At 59.5% G+C, this 16,603-nt stretch carries 14 protein-coding genes; 9 read left to right on the forward strand and 5 right to left on the reverse strand.

Annotated features, from left to right (window positions below; all coding sequences use genetic code 11):
* Nucleotides 1–8: 8 nt before the first annotated feature.
* The 5 genes from ACA072_RS15005 (at nucleotide 9) to ACA072_RS15025 (ending at nucleotide 5,364) form a co-directional block, all read left to right on the forward strand.
* A complete protein-coding gene (locus ACA072_RS15005; protein WP_497618587.1) occupies nucleotides 9–1,034 on the forward strand; it encodes a LacI family DNA-binding transcriptional regulator in 1,026 nt (341 codons plus the stop codon).
* Between the two features lie 165 nt (nucleotides 1,035–1,199).
* On the forward strand, nucleotides 1,200–1,982 hold the full coding sequence (locus ACA072_RS15010; RefSeq protein WP_497618589.1) for a sugar phosphate isomerase/epimerase family protein: 783 nt from the start codon (nucleotides 1,200–1,202) through the stop codon (nucleotides 1,980–1,982).
* Nucleotides 1,975–3,021 (forward strand): sugar kinase, encoded by a 1,047-nt coding sequence (locus tag ACA072_RS15015; RefSeq protein ID WP_497618591.1) that lies wholly within the window; start codon nucleotides 1,975–1,977, stop codon nucleotides 3,019–3,021. The genes ACA072_RS15010 and ACA072_RS15015 overlap by 8 nt, the downstream gene beginning before the upstream one ends.
* A 45-nt stretch (nucleotides 3,022–3,066) precedes the next feature.
* Nucleotides 3,067–4,365, forward strand: a complete 1,299-nt coding sequence (locus ACA072_RS15020; protein ID WP_497618593.1) for an MFS transporter — start codon at nucleotides 3,067–3,069, stop codon at nucleotides 4,363–4,365.
* A 21-nt stretch (nucleotides 4,366–4,386) separates the two neighbouring features.
* Complete coding sequence (locus tag ACA072_RS15025; RefSeq protein WP_497618595.1) at nucleotides 4,387–5,364, forward strand: NAD(P)-dependent oxidoreductase; 978 nt, start codon at nucleotides 4,387–4,389, stop codon at nucleotides 5,362–5,364.
* Between the two features lie 41 nt (nucleotides 5,365–5,405).
* On the opposite strand, the gene ACA072_RS15030 is transcribed toward ACA072_RS15025, so the two are convergent.
* The 4 genes from ACA072_RS15030 to ACA072_RS15045 form a co-directional block, all read right to left on the reverse strand.
* Nucleotides 5,406–6,593, reverse strand: a complete 1,188-nt coding sequence (locus ACA072_RS15030; protein WP_497618596.1) for a pyridoxal phosphate-dependent aminotransferase — start codon at nucleotides 6,591–6,593, stop codon at nucleotides 5,406–5,408.
* Nucleotides 6,594–7,307: 714 nt separating this feature from the next.
* Nucleotides 7,308–8,933 carry a methyl-accepting chemotaxis protein gene (locus ACA072_RS15035; RefSeq protein WP_497618597.1) on the reverse strand — a complete coding sequence of 542 codons (1,626 nt, stop codon included), beginning with the start codon at nucleotides 8,931–8,933 and terminating at the stop codon, nucleotides 7,308–7,310.
* 373 nt (nucleotides 8,934–9,306) lie between these two features.
* Nucleotides 9,307–10,449, reverse strand: coding sequence for a glycerate kinase (locus tag ACA072_RS15040; RefSeq protein ID WP_497618599.1), 1,143 nt, complete (start codon nucleotides 10,447–10,449; stop codon nucleotides 9,307–9,309).
* Nucleotides 10,450–10,748: 299 nt separating this feature from the next.
* On the reverse strand, nucleotides 10,749–11,861 hold the full coding sequence (locus tag ACA072_RS15045) for a sugar diacid recognition domain-containing protein (protein WP_497618600.1): 1,113 nt from the start codon (nucleotides 11,859–11,861) through the stop codon (nucleotides 10,749–10,751).
* Between the two features lie 169 nt (nucleotides 11,862–12,030).
* Between ACA072_RS15045 and ACA072_RS15050 the strand changes: the two genes are divergently transcribed.
* Nucleotides 12,031–13,341: an MFS transporter gene (locus ACA072_RS15050; RefSeq protein ID WP_497618601.1), complete on the forward strand. Its 1,311-nt coding sequence runs from the start codon at nucleotides 12,031–12,033 to the stop codon at nucleotides 13,339–13,341.
* A 375-nt stretch (nucleotides 13,342–13,716) separates the two neighbouring features.
* Here ACA072_RS15050 and ACA072_RS15055 read toward each other — a convergent pair whose 3' ends face one another.
* Nucleotides 13,717–14,079, reverse strand: coding sequence for a DUF6124 family protein (locus ACA072_RS15055; protein ID WP_497618603.1), 363 nt, complete (start codon nucleotides 14,077–14,079; stop codon nucleotides 13,717–13,719).
* Between the two features lie 445 nt (nucleotides 14,080–14,524).
* Here ACA072_RS15055 and ACA072_RS15060 point away from each other — a divergent pair, with 445 nt between their 5' ends.
* The 3 genes from ACA072_RS15060 (at nucleotide 14,525) to ACA072_RS15070 (ending at nucleotide 16,325) form a co-directional block, all read left to right on the forward strand.
* Nucleotides 14,525–15,538: an aldo/keto reductase gene (locus tag ACA072_RS15060; protein WP_497618605.1), complete on the forward strand. Its 1,014-nt coding sequence runs from the start codon at nucleotides 14,525–14,527 to the stop codon at nucleotides 15,536–15,538.
* A gap of 191 nt (nucleotides 15,539–15,729) precedes the next feature.
* Complete coding sequence (locus ACA072_RS15065) at nucleotides 15,730–16,002, forward strand: type II toxin-antitoxin system Phd/YefM family antitoxin (RefSeq protein ID WP_497618607.1); 273 nt, start codon at nucleotides 15,730–15,732, stop codon at nucleotides 16,000–16,002.
* Nucleotides 15,999–16,325: a type II toxin-antitoxin system RelE/ParE family toxin gene (locus ACA072_RS15070; RefSeq protein WP_497618609.1), complete on the forward strand. Its 327-nt coding sequence runs from the start codon at nucleotides 15,999–16,001 to the stop codon at nucleotides 16,323–16,325. Before ACA072_RS15065 ends, ACA072_RS15070 begins: the two co-directional genes overlap by 4 nt.
* The last annotated feature ends 278 nt before the right edge of the window (nucleotides 16,326–16,603 follow it).

The following is a 16,603-nucleotide window of genomic DNA, read 5'->3' on the forward strand; positions in this document are numbered from 1 at the left end:
CCACCTACGTGAACGATTTCTCCGCCGCCCAGCGCAGCCGCGTCACCATGCTCGACGTGGCCGAACATGCCGGTGTCTCCAAGGCCAGCGTCTCGCGCTTCATCGGCGATGACCGCGCCTTGCTCTCCGATGCCATTGCCTTGCGTATCGAGCAAGCCATTGCCGAACTCGGCTATCGCCCCAACCAGATGGCCCGCGGTCTTAAGCGCGGGCGCACTCGCTTGATCGGCATGCTGGTGGCCGATATCCGTAACCCTTATTCGATAGCCGTGATGCACGGGGTGGAAACCGCCTGCCGTCAGCACGGTTACAGCCTGGTGGTGTGCAACACCGATCGCGATGACGAGCAGGAACGCCAGCATCTGGCGTTGCTGCGCTCGTACAACATTGAAGGCTTGATCGTGAACACCCTTGGCCACCACCGCGATGAGTTGCGTGAATTGCATCGGGAGATGCCGATGGTGCTGGTGGATCGAAAGGTCGAACAGCTTGAGAGTGATTTGGTCGGTCTGGACAACCCGGCCGCCGTGGAAATGGCCATTGCCCATTTGCAGCAACGCGGTTATCGCGACGTGCTGATGGTGACGGAACCGTTTGATGGCACCAGTTCGCGGATTGAACGGGTCAGCAGTTTCAAGGCGCAGATCGGAAAGCGTCCGACGCTGACCGGCGCTGTGCTGGAAACCGGTAGCGCGTTGACTGTGCAGCTAAAAACCTTCCTGGAAACACCCGGCCCTGGTCCGAAAGCGTTGTTCTGTGCCAATGGCATTGCAGCGTTGGCCGCTACCCATTCCTTGCGTGAGTTGCAGTGCAATCTGTTTGAGGATGTCGGGCTGATTGCCTTGGATGATCTGGATTGGTATCCGCTGGTGGGTAGCGGGATTACGGCGCTTGCCCAGCCGACGGAGGAAATTGGCGCGCGTGCCTTTGAGTGTTTGCTCAAGCGGTTGCGCGGGGATGACGGGCCGGTGCGGACATTGGATTTTTCGGCGCGGTTGATTGTGCGTGGGTCCACCTTTGGAAATTTTCGGTAAATGTGATGGCCTCTTCGCGAGCAAGCCCGCTCCCACAGGGGTATGTGGCGTTCAAACATCCTGTGGGAGCGGGCTTGCTCGCGAAGGCGGCCTCAATAACAACACTTCCCCCCAAGTAAATATTTTTTTGAACAAAAATGAAACCGGTTTCAGAGGTGCAAAACAATGAACAAACCACCCGTTTCCATCAGCCTGTCGAGCTACGGCGCCGACCTGGTCCGCCAACGCGGCCAAGGCAGTTTTATAGCCGTGTTGGCTGCAGCCAGCGCCACGCACATCGAATGGCGCGAAGAGTTGCTGACCGACGAAGACCCGCTGCAACTGACCGACGCTACCCAATCCTACGGGCTGGAAAGCATCTATTCGTCGCCAATGGAATTGTGGCTGGCCGGCCAGTCGAAACCCAATCCTGAACTGCTCACCACCCTCCAGCGCGCCGAAACCTTCGGCGCAAAGTGGCTGAAAGTCTCCCTGGGCTATTTCACCGACAACAACGATCTCCAGGCCTTGAGCCGAATCCTCGCGCAAAGCCCGTTGCAACTGCTGGTGGAAAACGACCAGACCTTGCACGGCGGCCGTATCGAACCGTTTCAACGCTTCTTCGGTGAAGTTGAGCAACACAATCTGCCGGTCAAGATGACCTTCGATATCGGTAACTGGCAATGGCAGGACCAGTCCGCTGCCAGCGCTGCGCGGTTGCTCGGCCGGCATGTCGGCTACGTGCATTGCAAAGCCGTGGCGCGTCGGGCCGACGGCAAACTGGTCGCCACGCCGCCAGCTGCCAGCGACGTGCATCTGTGGGAACAACTGCTGCGGCACATGGCCCACGGCGTGATGCGGGCGGCGGAATATCCGCTGCAAGGCGATGACCTGGTGCAGTTGACCACCGAGCATGTCGCCACCCTCGCCCGACTCGGCCAATCCCGCCTGGAGAGTGCTCATGCCTGAGTTCGATATTCTTTCGTTCGGCGAAACCATGGCGATGTTTGTCGCCGAACAGAACGGTGACCTGGCGTCCGTCAGCCAATTTCACAAGCGCATTGCCGGGGCCGACAGCAACGTCGCGATTGGCCTGTCGCGGCTGGGTTTCAATGTGGCGTGGTTGAGCCGGGTGGGTGCCGATTCGCTGGGGCGGTTTGTCGTCGACACGCTGGAAAAAGAAGGCCTGGATTGCAGCCATGTCGCCATCGACCCGGCTTATCCGACCGGGTTTCAGCTCAAGTCCCGCACCGAGGATGGCAGCGATCCGGCGGTCGAGTATTTCCGTCGCGGTTCGGCGGCCAGTCATTTGTCGGTGCAATCGATCTCCCCGTCATTGCTCAACGCGCGGCATCTGCACGCCACCGGCATTCCTCCGGCGCTGTCGGCGTCGGCTCGGGAAATGTCGTTTGAACTGATGACCCGCATGCGCAATGCCGGGCGCAGCGTGTCCTTCGACCCGAATCTGCGCCCAAGCCTGTGGGCCAGCGAACGCTTGATGATCACCGAGATCAACCGTCTCGCCGCCCTCGCCCATTGGGTGCTGCCGGGGCTGAGTGAAGGCCGTTTGCTGACCGGGTTCGAAGACCCGGCGGACATTGCGGCGTTTTATCTCGATCAAGGCACTGAAGCGGTCGCGATCAAGCTGGGGCCGCATGGTGCGTATTACCGAACCCATCAAGATGAAGGTTTCGTTGCCGGCGTGCCCGTGGCAACGGTGGTCGATACGGTCGGTGCCGGCGATGGCTTTGCCGTCGGAATGATCAGCGCCTTGCTGGAAAACCACAGCTTTGCCGATGCCGTGCAGCGGGCCAACTGGATTGGTAGCCGTGCGGTGCAGAGTCGGGGGGATATGGAGGGGTTGCCGACCCGGCTTGAATTATCTGTTGAATTCGAGGCCGCTATCGCGAGCAGGCTCACTCCCACAGGGGATCTGTGGCGTTCACAAAACCCGTGTGGGAGCGAGCCTGCTCGCGATGAGGCCCGCACAGTCACTGAAGATTTTTGACCCGTTACCTGCTGCGACAAAAACAACAAGCTCAGGAGCACCACCATGAAAACCGCCTCACTCGCCACCCGCCGCTGGTGGTACATCATGCCCATCGTCTTCATCACCTACAGCCTGGCGTATCTGGACCGTGCCAATTACGGGTTCGCCGCCGCCTCCGGGATGGCTGCCGACCTGATGATCACGCCCGGCCTGTCGTCGATGCTCGGCGCGCTGTTTTTCCTTGGCTACTTTTTCTTCCAGGTGCCGGGCGCGATCTATGCGCAGAAGCACAGCGTAAAGAAGCTGATTTTCGTCAGCCTGATCCTATGGGGCGGGCTTGCCACGTTGACCGGGATCGTGTCCAACGCCTATTGGCTGATCGTGATCCGCTTCATGCTCGGCGTGGTCGAAGCCGCGGTGATGCCGGCGATGCTGGTGTACCTGTGCCACTGGTTCACCCGTGCCGAACGCTCGCGGGCCAATACCTTTCTGATCCTTGGCAACCCGGTGACCATGCTCTGGATGTCGGTGGTGTCGGGCTATCTGGTGCAGCATTACAGCTGGCGCTGGATGTTCATCATCGAAGGGTTGCCGGCGGTGCTGTGGGCGTTTATCTGGTGGCGTCTGGCCGATGACCGTCCGGCCCAGGCCAAGTGGCTGACCGACCAGGAGAAGCACGACCTGGAAAGCGCCCTCGCCGCCGAACAGGTCGGGATCAAAGCGGTGAAGAACTACGCCGAAGCCTTCCGCTCGCCGAAAGTGATCATCCTCGCGTTGCAGTTTTTCTGCTGGAGCATTGGGGTCTACGGTTTCGTGTTGTGGCTGCCGTCGATCCTCAAGGCCGGCGCGCAGATGGACATGATCGAAGCCGGCTGGCTCTCGGCGCTGCCGTACCTGGCCGCGGTGATCGCCATGTTGCTGGTGTCCTGGGGCTCGGACAAATTGCAGAAGCGCAAACGCTTTGTCTGGCCGCCGCTGCTGATTGCCTCCATTGCGTTCTACGGCTCCTACGCCTTGGGCGCCGAACATTTCTGGTGGTCCTACACCCTGCTGGTGATTGCCGGCGCCTGCATGTATGCGCCGTATGGGCCGTTTTTCGCCATCGTTCCCGAAATCCTTCCGGCGAACGTTGCCGGGGGTGCCATGGCGCTGATCAACAGCATGGGCGCGTTGGGTTCGTTCGGCGGTTCGTATCTGGTCGGTTACCTGAACAGCTCCACCGGGTCGCCCGGCGCTTCGTATTTGCTGATGAGCGGCGCGTTGATGCTCTCGGTGGTGCTGACGATTTTCCTCAAGCCCGGCGCCAGTGACCGGGTCGTGGCCAAGGCCGCTGCGCAACGGCCAGTGACTGCTCACCCTTGAATTGAAGTTGAGATGATAACGATGAAAAAGCAGGTCGTGCTGTACAAGAAACTCTCGCCGCTGTTGATGGCTCGACTGCATGAGCACACCGAGGTGACCCTGATCGACAACCTTAACCCGGAAGGCATCGCGCAACTGCGCGCCGCCCTGCCCCGAGCCCATGGTTTGCTCGGTGCGAGCCTGAAACTGGACGCCGAATTACTCGACCTGGCGCCGAGTCTGCAAGCCATCGCCAGCGTCTCCGTGGGCGTCGACAACTACGACATCGACTACCTGACCGAGCGACGCATCCTGCTCAGCAACACGCCTGACGTGCTGACGGAAACCACGGCTGACACGGGTTTCGCGCTGATTCTGGCGACGGCGCGGCGAGTGGTGGAACTGGCCAACATGGTCCGTGCCGGGAAGTGGACCCGCAACATCGGCCCGGTGCATTTTGGCACCGATGTGCATGGCAAGACGCTGGGCATCATTGGCATGGGGCGGATTGGCGAGGCGCTGGCGCAACGTGGGCATTTCGGCTTTGGCATGCCGGTGATCTATCACAGCCACTCGCCGAAACCGGCGGTTGAGCAACGATTTGATGCTGAGTACCGCAGCCTGACCGAGCTGTTGCAGCAGGCGGATTTCATTTGCCTGACCTTGCCGCTGACGGCTGAGACCGAAGGCTTGATTGGCGCCGAGGAATTCGCCTTGATGCGCCCAGAGAGCATTTTCATCAATATTTCCCGGGGCAAGGTGGTGGACGAAGCGGCGCTGATCGAGGCGTTGCGCACCGGGCAGATTCGCGCGGCCGGGCTGGATGTGTTTGAGCGTGAGCCGTTGAATCTGGATTCACCGTTGTTAACGTTGAGCAACGTGGTGGCGACGCCGCACATGGGGTCGGCGACGCATGAGACGCGGGAGGCGATGGCGGAGTGTGCGGTGGATAATCTGTTGATGGCGTTGGCTGGGGAGCGGCCGAAGAATCTGGTGAATGTCGGGGCGTGGCAGGCTTGACAGTGATCGTTCCCACGCTCCGCGTGGGAACGATCTGTCTGTCAGGCACGCCGTGCTTCGAGCAAGTCCGCCGCACACAAGGCAATCCGCCGGCACGCATCGGCCAGTTTCACCTGATCCACCACCAACCCGATCCGGATATGCCCCGCCGCACTCGGTCCGAACGCCTCCCCGGCGAGCACGGACACGCCGTAACCCTCCAGCAACCGCTCGGCGAAGCCTTGGGCGCATAACCCGGTCAGGCGCACATCCACCATCACAAACATCCCGCCATCCGGCCGGATAGGTCGAAGCCCCGCGCAGTTGCTCAACCGCGCGCACACCAGATCGCGACGCTGGCGATATTCCTCGCGCATCAGCGCCACTTCCGGCAGGTCTTCATCCAGCGCCACTTGCGCGGCTTTCTGCACAAAATTCGGGATGCCAAACAGCATACACAAGGACAAATGCACCAGGTGCTCGGCCAGCATTTTCGGGCCGATTGACCAACCGACGCGCCAGCCGCTCATGGCGTGGGATTTGGACAGGCTGTTGATCGTCGCAGTGCGTTCGGCCATGCCCGGCAGGCTCGCCGGGCTGATGTGTTCGCCCTCGAACAGCAGATCGCTGTAGACCTCGTCACTGATCAGCCACAGATCATGGCGCACGCACAACGCGGCCAGCGCTTGCCAGGTCTTCAAGGACAGGCTGGCGCCGGAAGGATTGTTGGGGCTGTTGAGCAACAGGACGCGGGTCTTGGGCGTGATCAGCGCCGCCACATCCGCCGGATCAACACGAAAGCCGTTCTCCGGCCGCACCGCCACTGGCACCACTTTGGCGGCGCAGGCGCCGAACACGCCTTCGTAGGTCACATACATCGGTTCGGCGACGATCACCTCATCGCCCGGATCGAGCAGGCATTGCGCGACCGAATACACCGCACATTGCGCGCCCGGAAACACGATCACGTGATCGGCGTCCACCGCCTGTCCACTGCGCTGTCGATGGCGCCGCGCAACGCTGCTGCGCAACCCGCGACTGCCGCGCACTTCCGGGTAATGGGTGTCACCGGCCCGCAAGCTGTCGATAGCCGCCTGGACGACGGGCGGCGGCGTGTCGAAATCCGGATCGCCGATCGACAGCAGCAGCACATCGATACCTTGTTCGCGCATTTCCAGCGCTCGGTCATGAATCTGCCAGGCTGCTGCTCCGTCTCCGGCGATTCGTTGGGTCAAGGCTGAATAGCGCATGTGCTTCTCCTGTCGCGCGCGGACTCCCAGCCTCAACCCTATCTCAAATCACGAAACGCGCCAGCTATTTGGCATCAGCCAGGACTCACTGAGTGAAACTCGTTAAGTTGAACGCGTTTTTCGACCCTGTCTAGCTGACAGTAGACGAGCCTTTTTTGAGACCGCTAAATGAGCGCAGGAATTTCGAATTTCGATGCGGTTTCCTTTCATAACCATCCTGCTTTGGAGAATCGGAATGTCGAATGTTGATAAAACATCTCAGAAACAAATACCTGTATTACCAGTGTTACCAAAGGAAGTGTTGGATAACGGCCTCACTCAGAGATACCTCTCAGAAAACGGCAATCAATTGAAAGTCACTATAGAGCCCTATCCTGATAAATCGTACGACCTCGTCGCGGTAACATTTGGTACACCGCCCAAAATTTTTACTGTTAATGCGAGCCTTTCTAACTCGGGCTCTCACACGACTGTCAGGTTTACGACTTACAACATTCGCGCGATAGGCAATGGCACACATCCAATGTCCTATAAACTGTTCAAATTGGCAGATAACAGCACTTCGCCAACATCGCTCTCTCAAGACATCACAGTGAAGGACATGCAAATGCAAAAGGCTATATAGGCATTTGCTTAAACTGAGTACCGCACTATTAATTAAAGTTGGAGCATGAAACTGCTCCAACTTATTACATCGGCTTCGACTCATACATTTCAAATCACAAACCGCGCCACCATCGCATTCAAATCCACCGCCAGACGCGACAGTTCATGGGTTGCAGCGCTGGTCTGATTGGCACCGGCGGCTGACTGGGTGGCGAGGTCGCGGATGTTCACCAGGTTGCGGTCGACTTCGCGGGACACCTGGGCCTGTTCTTCCGAGGCGCTGGCGATCACCAGGTTGCGTTCGTTGATCAAGTGGATCGACTGGGTGATCTGCTCCAGCGCCACACCAGCGGCGCGAGCCATTTCCAGGGTACTTTGGGTGCGCTGATTGCTTTGCTGCATCGACGAGACGGCTTCGCCCGTGCCGTTCTGGATGCCGGCGACCATTTTTTCGATTTCCTGGGTCGATTGCGCGGTGCGATGGGCCAAGGCACGGACTTCGTCCGCGACCACGGCAAAACCACGCCCGGCTTCACCGGCACGGGCCGCTTCAATTGCAGCGTTGAGGGCCAGCAGGTTGGTTTGCTCGGCGATAGCGCGGATCACGTCCAGCACTTTGCCGATGTCCCGCCCTTGAGCGGCCAGCCCTTCGATCATCAACGAAGTGTTTTGCACGTCGTGGGTCATGGTCTGGATCGCGTCAACCGTTTCCACCACGCGGTCGCGGCCTTCGCGCGCCGCCTGGGTCGACTGGTTCGAGGCTTCGGAGGTCGACACGGCGTTGCGTGCGACTTCTTCCACGGCGGCGGTCATTTCGTTGACCGCTGTCGCAGCCTGTTCGATTTCGTTGTTCTGTTGCTGCAGGCCGCGAGACGCTTCCTGGGTCACGGTGCTCAACTCTTCGGCAGCCGCTCCCAATTGCGTGGCGGAACCGGCGATCTGTTCGATGGTTTTGCGCAGGTTGGCCTGCATGACGGACAAGGCGCCGAGCAAACGGGCCGGTTCATCCTTGCCGTCGATTTCGATGGCCTTGCTCAGGTTGCCGCCGGCAATGGTTTCGGCGGCTTGCACGGCGCGATTCAGCGGCGTGACGATGCTGCGGGTCAACAGCCAGGCCAGCAGCACGGTCATGAGCGAGGCCACCACCGACACCGCGATGATGCCGTTCACGGCGGTGTTGTAGTTGTCTTCAGCGATCACACCGGCTGCTTTGGCGCCATCATTGTTATAGGCCACCAGTTTATTGAGCTGTTCGCCCATCTGGTCGGTGCCTTCCTTGATCCGCGTGTTGATCAAGGTGCGCATCTCATCCACCTTGTTCTGGCGCGACAGGTCCATCATCTCGCGCTGCGCTTGCATGTATTTGTCCAATGTCGCACTGAACACCTTGTACAGCGCCGCTTCGTCAGGGCCTGCCGGCAACTCGGCGTAGCTGGCCTGTGCCTTGCGTGCCTTGTCGGTGAGCACGCCAATTCGGGTTTCAGCCTCTTGCAAGCTCGCCGGCTCGCGGTTGACCAGAATCCGGAACGACAAAATGCGCATGCGCAGGATATTTTCGGTGACATTGCCCAGGTAGCTGACGCTGGGCAGTTGGGTGCTGCCCATGTCGACCGAGGACTGGCGGATGATCGACATGCGATTCACCGCAAATACGCCCAGTACGATGACGAGCAAGGCAATGAAGGCAAACCCCAGGAAAGCTCGAGGCGCGATATTCAGATTACGCAGGGACATAGGACGATACTCGGGTGATTGAGCGGCGAGCGTCCTTGCGGTGATGGCTGAGTGGCGGGAGAGGGGCGCGCGAAGTCAGCCGGGCGCCACTGTTGTAATAGGTTTGTGTGCGCCTATTGGGTGTATCGGCTGGGGATGAGGTTTTATGCGGGGAATTGAGAAAAATATTTTGCGGGGCTGCAAGTGTCTCAACCTTGAAACACACATCCCTGTAGCAGCTGCCGAGCAGCGCGAGGCTGCGTTCGGCTGCGAAGCAGTCGTAAATCCTGCGCACGCGATCATTCAGGCAAACCGCATGTTTCGGATCGGCGAGGACTGCGTCCTCGAACGCAGCCTCGCAGGCTCGACAGCTGCTACAGGGATGGATTGAACCTCAGGATTTGCGAGTGGCCATTCTCCAGACACGTGCGATATCACTGGCGCGATCTTGCAACAACCGCGGCGCCTCGGCACAGGCCTGTTCCAGCGTCATCGGCCCGCTGGCCAAGGCAAACGCCGCATCGATGCCATGTGCGTACAAATCCTGATACCCCTCGCCCAACGTCCCCGCGATCACAATCACCGGCACGCCCTGCTCCCGGGCAATTCGCGCCACGCCAAACGGCGTCTTGCCGCGCAAGGTCTGGGCGTCAAAACGGCCTTCGCCGGTGATGACCAGGTCAGCGCCCTTCACCGCGTCTGCCAGCCCGACCAACTCGGCGACGACCTCCACGCCGGCCTTGAATTGCGCATCCAGAAACGCCTTGGCCGCAAACCCCAGACCACCCGCAGCGCCGCTGCCGGGCTCGTCTTTGACATCCTTACCCAACGCTTGCGCGCAAAGCTCGGCGAAGTGCCCGAGGGCTGCATCCAGTTGCAGCACCTGCTCGGGCGATGCACCTTTCTGCGGTCCAAAAATCGCTGAAGCGCCATGCGGACCGCACAGTGGATTGTTGACGTCGGCCGCGATGTCGAAGCGCACGTTGGTCAGGCGCGGATCGATTTCACTCATATCGATTTGCGCCAGTTTTGCCAATGCCAAACCGCCCGGTGCCAGCGTTTGCCCCTGGGCGTCCAGCAACTTAACGCCCAGCGCCTGCATCGCCCCGGCACCGCCGTCATTGGTGGCGCTGCCGCCAATGGCCAGGATCACCCGTTGCGCCCCGGCCTCCAGCGCCGCACGAATCAGTTCGCCGGTGCCAAAGGTGCTGCTGATGCACGCATCGCGCTGCCCCGGCGGCACCAGTTGCAAGCCGCTGGCTTCGGCCATTTCGATGATCGCGGTGTGGGTTTGGGGCAACCAACCCCACGCGGCATCGACGGCCACCCCGAGCGGACCGCGAACCTGCGTCCTGCGCAATTGACCTTCGCACGCCGCCAGAATCGACTCGACCGTGCCTTCGCCGCCGTCGGCCATCGGGCATTTGACCAGTTGCGCGTCCGGCCAGACCTGCGCCAGGCCAAGGGCGATGGCGTCAGCCACACCCTGGGCACTCAGGCTGTCCTTGAACGAATCGGGGGCGATGACGATTTTCATGCGAATTCTCCAGTTCCAATGCGTTCCATGCTGCCAGCAGCCCCGAACAATAACGCCGGTCAGCTGCACAAGCGGGTGTGGCGTTTATTGTTCATTTCCACAAAACCCGACCCACACACTGTTTGTAGCAGCTGCCGAGCAGCGCGAGGCTGCGTTCGAGGACGAAGTCCTCGCAAATCCGGTCTATGCGGTTTGTCTGATTCACCGCAGCGGATGGATTCACGACTGCTTCGTCCGAACGCGGCCCGAACCGAACGCAGTCTCGCGCTGCTCGGCAGCTGCTACAAGATTGGGGTTTGTCAGTCAGTTTGGGGGAGGAGCTGGACGCCGAGGTACAGCGCGAGCATCCCGTCCAGTTTCAGCGGATCAACCCCGCTCAACTCGGCAATCCGCTCCATTCGGTAGCGCAGACTATTGCGATGAATCCCCAGCGCATCGGCACACGCCTGGCTCTGCCCGTCGTGTTCGCACCAACTGCGCAAGGTCGCCAGCAGTTGGCCGTTGCCGTCCTTGGCGATGACTTTGCGCAGTGGCTTGAGCAGCTCATCCAGCGCGTCGTCATTGCGATGCCGCCACAGCATCACCGGCAGCCGATAACGGTGGAGCGTCAGCAACCGCGAACGCGGCAATACATCGCGCCCATACGCCAGCAAGTCGCCGACCCGTCGATAGCAACGACGCAGCCCCGACAATCCATCCGCCTGCCCGCCCACGGCAATGCGCAAAATGTTCCAGCCCAGACCGTCGAGTTTTTCCAGCAGCCGATCATTCTCGATCGCCTGACTTGCCGGCCGGCACCACAATAACGAAGTCTTGGCCGAGCTCACGCACCAACTGTCAGGGTAACGCGATGTCAGCCAGGCACTGAGCGCATCAACTGTCTGCCCCGGACCGTGCTCCACGCCCAACTCGAACAGATAAGGCACCCGCGTGATTTGCGGTTTCAAGCCCAACTGCTGCGCTTCGTCCAGCAAGCGCGGCGAATCCCCCGCCTCGCTCAGCAGCAACGCCAGCAGGTCATCGCAACGCTGACGCCGCCATTGCTGCTCCGCCTGCTGATTGCGCTGGCCTACCAGCATCTCCGCGGTCATCCGCACCAGTTCGGCATAGGTGCGCAATTGCTCCGGTTCACCGGTAATCCCCAGCACGCCGATCAAGCGCTGATCGAGCAGCAACGGCAAGTTGATCCCCGGCTGCACACCTTTGAGATGAATCGCCGTCTGCGCGTCGATTTCCACCACCCGCCCGTTGGCCAGCACCAGTTGCGCGCCTTCATGGCGTGTGTTGATCCGCTCCGGCTCGCCGCTGCCAAGAATCAATCCCTGACTGTCCATGACGTTGACGTTGTACGGCAGGATGGCCATTGCCCGGTCGACGATGTCCTGGGCCAGGTCGTGATCGAGTTCGAACATATCGGGATCCTTGAAAGCGTGATGGGACGGCTTGTTCACCCGCACAGGGCTTGGTTGCAAACCCTGTGCTCAGGCACAAAGACAGCAACCCCGAGGGTGGCCGAGACTCTCTGGGCGATCAACGTTACCCTGCGCATCGCAAAAAATCATAATAAAGAGAGAGCCCGCCATGTCACAGAGCGCCGCCGCTACCCAGGCCATCGTTGACGACAAAAACGCCGTCTACAAACGCATCACCCTGCGTTTGATCCCCTTCATCTTCATCTGCTACCTGTTCAACTACCTCGACCGGGTCAACGTTGGATTCGCCAAACTGCAGATGCTCGACGCACTGAAATTCAGCGAAACCGTGTACGGCCTCGGGGCCGGGATCTTCTTTATCGGCTACGTGCTGTGCGGCGTGCCAAGCAACCTGGCCCTGACCAAATTCGGCCCACGGCGCTGGATCGCGCTGATGATGATCGTCTGGGGCACGCTGTCGACTTGCCTGCTGTTCGTCACCACCCCGACCGAGTTCTACACCTTGCGCCTGTTCACCGGCGCGGCCGAAGCCGGGTTCTTCCCGGGCGTGGTGCTCTACCTTTCGCAGTGGTTCCCGACCTTCCGCCGTGGCCGCATCATGGCGCTGTTCATGTCGGCGATCCCGGTCTCCGGCCTGCTCGGCAGCCCGTTTTCCGGCTGGATCCTCAATCACTTCGCTGCCGGCCAGGGCGGTTTGGCCGGCTGGCAGTGGATGTTCCTGCTGCAAGGCATTCCAACCGTGATCCTCGGCGCCCTCGCCTATTTCCTGCTGAGCGACAGTTACGCCAATGCCAAGTGGCTCACGCCGTTCGAGCGCTCGGTGCTGGAAGCCGACCACGCCATCGATCTGGCCAACAAACCGAAAACCACCACCGACTCACTGCTCGCCGTGTTCAAGAACCCGGCGATCTGGGCGTTCGGGTTGATCTACTTCTGCATCCAGAGCGGCGTCTACGCCATCAACTTCTGGCTGCCGTCGATCATCAAGAACCTGGGCTTCAGCGATAACCTGGTGATCGGCTGGTTGAGCGCGATTCCGTACCTGTTGGCGGCGCTGTTCATGTTGATGGTCGGCCGCTCGGCAGACCTGCGCAAAGAACGTCGCTGGCACTTGGTGGTGCCAATGCTGATGGGTGCGGTCGGTCTGCTGATTGCCGTGAACTTTGCGACCACGCCGGCCATTGCGATTCTCGGCTTGACCATCGCCACCATGGGCGCCCTCACCGGCCTGCCGATGTTCTGGCCGGTGCCGACAGCCATGCTGAGCGCGGGCGCGGCGGCGGGCGGTTTGGCATTGATCAACTCCATGGGGCAGATGGCGGGTTTCCTGAGCCCGTACCTGGTGGGTTGGGTCAAGGACAGCACCGGCTCGACCGATGCGGCGCTGTATCTGCTGGCGGGCGTGATTGTGTGCGGGAGCATGCTGGCACTGCGCATGACGCGGACGTTGCGGGTGTAATCATCGTTCCCCCGCTCCGCGTGGGAATGCAGCCCGGGATGCTCCGCGTCCCTTCCTGAGCAAGAAGGCGGAGCATCCCCAGAAGCATTCGCTGCGCGTGGGAACGTTCAACAAAAAACGGCCCTTTCGGGCCGTTTCTCATTTTGCACATGCACACAGGCTTTTTGGTCAGACAGCCTTTTGTGAACAGACACACTTTTGTGAACACGCAGGCTTTTGTGGCGAGGGAGCTTGCTCCCGCTGGGCTGCGAAGCAGCCCCAAAAGCTGCAACCGCGAGCTTTCAGGCACACCGCGTAATCCGGTTTACGACTGCTGCGCAGCCGGACGGGAGCAAGCTCCCTCGCCACAGGTTTGTGCTCTCTTAAGGACCTGCGTTAACCCTGCGGACCAACGTTATCCAACACCCGATTCGCCGCAATCTCCGCCACCATGATGCTGTTGGAAATACCCAGAAGCGCATAACGCGACTCCCCCTCCAGATGATCCACCAACTGATGGACCATCACATCAACCGAGGCCAGCGTCTCGACCAGATAAACCGCCAGGGTTTCGGTCGTGGCCTCTGGGTCCACGGAAAACAGGCTGCTGCGTGTTCGCGGGGTGGCTTTGATGTCGGCGTTCGACGGGAAGTGGAAGTCGAGCGCTCGCTCGGCGGCCTCGTTGAGTTTTTTGGAATCGGCGGTTTCGTAGGGGGAAACGTCGTCCGCTTCGGGTGGATTGGGTGTTGGTTTGAACATAGATGAAACTCCTAAAGCACTTAAAAGGAGCCATCACCCTCGCTACCAAACGATGGGTGGAGGCCATACGCAGGTTGGTAGACCGGGCTCTAGGAAAACGGCGCATCCGAAGATGCCCTGCGCATGACCACCATAAAAGACGAGACGAAAAATCTCAGCAAAAGGCAATGCTTTGCGACTAGAAACCCGGGCTACCAAACCCGATCGCTGTTCTTTTCAGCGACGGGGAAACGATAAAACCAGGGCCCAAGGCGCACAAGCCGGCGGATTCTGGCGCAGTCGTAGGCAACGGCGCAAGGATGTGTAGCCTGAGTACGTGTCTGAAGGTGTCCGTTAAACAGTGCTGTTTATTACTGTCACGTCTGCGCCGATAATTTCACTTTTCTGCGCGCAGGCGTTCTGGTATTTGATTGAGCCTTTCTCCCACCGGTAAAAGGATTTCGTCATGAGCTATCGCACGCTGGGTCGTTCAGGTTTACAGGTGTCGACCCTGACACTGGGCACCATGATGTTCGGCGAACAGACCAGCACCGAAGATTCCCTGCGGATCATCGACAAGGCCTGGGACCAGGGCATCAATTTCATCGACACCGCGGACGTCTACACCGGCGGCCGTTCCGAAGAGATCGTCGGCGAAGCGATTGCCGGCAACCGTCACGAATGGGTACTGGCGACCAAAGTCGGGTTCGGCCCGGTGGATGGTGTGCCGAACCGCAGCGGGTTGAGCCGCAAGCATATTTTCAACGGCCTCGACGCCAGCCTGACGCGTTTGGGCACTGACTATCTCGACATCTATTACCTGCACCGCGAAGACCACAACACGCCGCTGGAAGTGACCGTGTCGGCGATTGGCGATCTCATTCGCCAGGGCAAGATTCGTTATTGGGGGTTGTCAAATTACCGTGGCTGGCGGATTGCCGAGGTGATTCGTGTGGCCGATCAGCTGGGTGTCGACCGCCCAGTGATCAGTCAGCCGCTGTACAACATCGTTAACCGTCAGGCTGAGTCTGAGCAGATCACCGCCGCGCACAACTATGGTTTGGGCGTGGTGCCTTACAGTCCACTGGCTCGCGGCGTGCTCAGCGGCAAGTACGCACCAGACGTGAAACCGGACGCCAACAGCCGCGCCGGTCGCGCCGACAAACGCATTCTGGAAACCGAATGGCGGGTCGAGTCGTTGCGGATTGCCCAGCAGATTCAGCGGTACACCCAGGAGCGTGGCGTGGGCATTGTCGAATTCGCGATTGCCTGGGTGCTGAACAACGGCGCCGTGACCTCGGCGATTGTCGGGCCGCGTACCGAGGAACAGTGGGATGCATACACCAAGGCGCAGGCGGTAAAGATCACGGCTGAAGATGAGGCGTTTATTGATTCGCTGGTCACACCGGGGCATTCCTCGACACCGGGGTTCAATGATGTGAGTCATTTTGTGTCAGGGCGTAAACCGCGTACGGCATGAGCATTTTCGCTAGCGGGCTCGCACGTTGGAACTGTGTCGTTTACACATCCCTGCGGCAGCGAGCCCACTTGCGAAGTCATCAGCCATAAAGACCAAGTAGAATCGGAATCAATAAACGCTGGTCAGCAGAACCTGACTCAGGACTGAATTAAGACTAAACTCGGTCCTATTCAATCCAGCGAGGCTCACTCATGAAGCTTTCATCTCAAATCAAGCCGATCAGCTACCTGAAAAGCCACACTGCCGAAATCGTCAAGACACTCACAGAGAGCCGCGAGCCCTTGGTGATCACCCAAAACGGTGAAGCGAAGCTTGTGGTAATGGACGTAAAAAGTTTCGAAGAGCAGGAAGACACCATGGCCTTGCTCAAGCTCTTGGCGATGGGAAATCGTGAGGTAGAAGACGGCAAGTTTCGCGATGCCGAAGATGTCTTTGCAGAAATGGACAGGGCTGACCATCAATGAGTTTAAAGGTCGTCATTCTTCAGTCTGCCGAGATGGACCTTAAAGAACTTCGTATTTATCTCAACCAACAGTTCTCTACCCAAACCTGGCAAAGCACCTATGCCGATCTGAAGGCCGCCATCCGCAATTTGGGGACACAGCCCTATTCCGGATCGATGCCGGAGGAAATAAAGAAACTTAATCTGAGTCAGTATCGACAAATCCTGTCAGGGATGAACCGGATCATCTATGAGATTCGAGAGCAGACGATCTATGTCCACATCATTGCTGAAACCCGAAAGAGTCTCCCTGCACTGCTGATGAAGCGGCTGCTTCAAGGGTAACCGCGCGAAGAGGCATCTCAAACCCAACATCTATCGCACCGCAATGGTGCGCCAGCCTCTAAATCCCGCCCATTTCCGTGACTCTCCAGTCCCGTTTTGACCCAACCTCAAAAATAAACCTGCCCTTCGTCGGTGCGTTTCCCCCTGAAAGCGCTGTGCCTTTACCCTCTTCCCACCGATTGTCGAACAATTTCGCCACTTGACCTGCCCCGCTCTAGGATCTGGCCTAGACTCATTTTCGCGAGGTAAAACCGGTCAGTCATCTGGCGGTAAGAAAC

The organism is Pseudomonas sp. LBUM1656 (assembly GCF_059716065.1).